This window comes from Allobosea sp. P4_C6 (assembly GCF_056402015.1).
This window is the reverse complement of the sequence record NZ_JBFUIF010000198.1, coordinates 1-2,154: the sequence shown is the minus strand read 5'-3', so window position 1 is coordinate 2,154 and position 2,154 is coordinate 1. Positions and strand designations below refer to the sequence as shown.

Below are 2,154 nucleotides of genomic sequence, written 5' to 3'. Positions count from 1 at the left end.
GCCGAGGACAATTCCCAGCGGTCCGCGATATTCAAGAACGTGCGGAGCCCCGGCGCGCTAACGCGAACACGTTCCTCAGGTGGCTTTTCCATCAACGTGCTCCCAGCGTCAGTAGTGGAACCAATATAGCTGATTTGCGGACCTTCAGTTCGCTTGGTGACCTTCGTGCTCTCATAGCCAGATCCCAGAGTGCTACCGTGTGGTGATGCCCGGGAAGGGAGCACACGGGCTTCCGGAATTGCCGGGGAATAGCGCGCACTTGGCGGGGAACAAAGAGCGCATGGTACGTTAGGTGTATTTGCCGATCAATTTCAGCGTCTTGCAACCGCTCGCCGCGCCGTGCCAGCGTCCTCACCCGCACCGAGCCCCCAGCCAAAATTTCTGTAGTCCGCCGAATGGAAAGCGGAAGGCAATTGGAGCAAACTTAGATAAATCAGTATCTTATTTGAAGTTTGCCTCGCTCTCCGCCAAGTGCGCGCTATTCCCAGATACCGAGCCGGCCGGGGTGCCCAGAGAGGTTCGCAGGAAAATGGGGCGTTCAACGGTGATTGAACGACAGGCCGAGCATCTCCTTACAGGTGAAAAGTCCGGCGACAGTGCCCCCGTCCCCATTCTGTTGAGACTGCCTGTTATTACCACTTTTGCAGAAGTGGTAATAACGCGCCCGCCTCTCTGATCTCCGCAAATTTTGCGGCGATTAGACCGTCTAATCTCCGCACAGCGACGTTGCGCTAGTATATCGAGTGGTCGCAGGCCACGATGGCTGAATCTCGGTGCGGGGGGCTGCCGGACTCCGGAATCGGCCAGATAGATGTAATGTCAACCACGATGTCCATGCCTCTCACCTACGCGATCGGCGACGTGCACGGTCGCTCAGACCTTCTCATCGCTATCGTCGACTTTGTGGAGCGCGATGCCGCTCGCCGTAGACGGCCGCCGCGAATTATTTTTCTCGGCGACATCGTCGACAGAGGGCGCGATAGTAGGGGTTGTCTCAACGTCCTCGGACGCGTCCTAGCCGACCATCCAGGGTCAACCTTCATCAGGGGAAACCACGACGACTGGTTTCTTCGTTTCCTAGAGAACGACCGGAGCGAGCTCTATTCGTGGTTCCACGATGGCGGCAGGCAGACCCTCGACTCCTATTGCGACCTCGACGTGGATCCCGGGCGGGAGTTCATCCTTGAGCATCATCCGGCGCATTTAAGCCTGCTCCGAAATTCCTCATTCATCGTCGACGAGGGCCCGATGCTTTTCGCACATGCTGGCATCCGCCCAAGTGCACCTATTGCCGAGCAGTCGCCGAAGGACCTGCTCTGGATCAAAGATCCATTTCTCGATCACCGCGGAACGCTGAAGCGTGTCGTGGTCCACGGGCATACCGTCATGAAAGAGGGCCTACCCGTCGTCACGGAAAACCGCATTTCCATGGACACCGGCGCATGCTTCAGCGGTCGGCTCTCGGTGCTAGTGATAGACCAGGCTGAACGAGAGTTGTGCTTTTGGCAAACGGCCGGCGACCGTCGCTCTGTCGTCGAAGTGGAGGCCGATCGGTGCGACCGTGGTCACGGCACGTTGATAGATGACCTGTCTTGGCTCGGCGGCTGACAACCCTTCCGGAAGGCAGCAACGCGCCCACCTTGTAGTGCCTGTTTAAGATGTCTCACCGTCTCACTGCCTTGGCGCGCGAAGGTGCGTCGCATAAGCTCTAGCCAAGGATGCGATCGACGAAGTCACCTAAGAAGCCTTACGCGGCGCCGACGCTGGAAAGGCCGCTGCGCCTTTACGACCACACCAAGCTCATTGCCTGGATCGGATATGAAAACGAGGATATTACTATATCGTCGAAGGGATATGCTCCATGCCTCTCTGCCGGCGCGACTTTCATGAGCTTCTTCGCTCGGCCGAACCGCTATCTGACCCGCGGGACACGGCTCATGATTCACGAGCGCAAGCTTCAGGCAAACGTCATCCTGGATGGGCCATTGACGGCGTGCATTGCCAACCTGAAAGCGAAGCTCAACGAGATTATCGAGCACTCGCAGGAAGGCCGGTTCGCTGTCGTGGGCTTTTCACTCGGGGGAGCTTTGGCATTGGCGTCGGCCGCTCACGATCACAGAATTTCAGCCGTGCTCGACTTCTTCGGGTTTGTCC

2 protein-coding genes are annotated in these 2,154 nt (G+C 57.9%); both read left to right on the top strand.

Annotated elements, in window-relative coordinates:
• Positions 1 to 816: 816 nt before the first annotated feature.
• Complete coding sequence (locus AC1DVA_RS27865; protein WP_265055257.1) at positions 817 to 1,608, top strand: metallophosphoesterase; 792 nt, start codon at positions 817 to 819, stop codon at positions 1,606 to 1,608.
• A 278-nt stretch (positions 1,609 to 1,886) separates the two neighbouring features.
• Positions 1,887 to 2,154: dienelactone hydrolase family protein (locus tag AC1DVA_RS27860; RefSeq protein ID WP_476808045.1), on the top strand; the 268-nt coding region annotated here is incomplete at its 3' end.

Excerpts from the sequence above, each read along its gene's own strand:
- AC1DVA_RS27865 (WP_265055257.1), top strand. The coding sequence starts at position 817 with ATGTCAACCACGATGTCCATGCCTCTCACCTACGCGATCGGCGACGTG.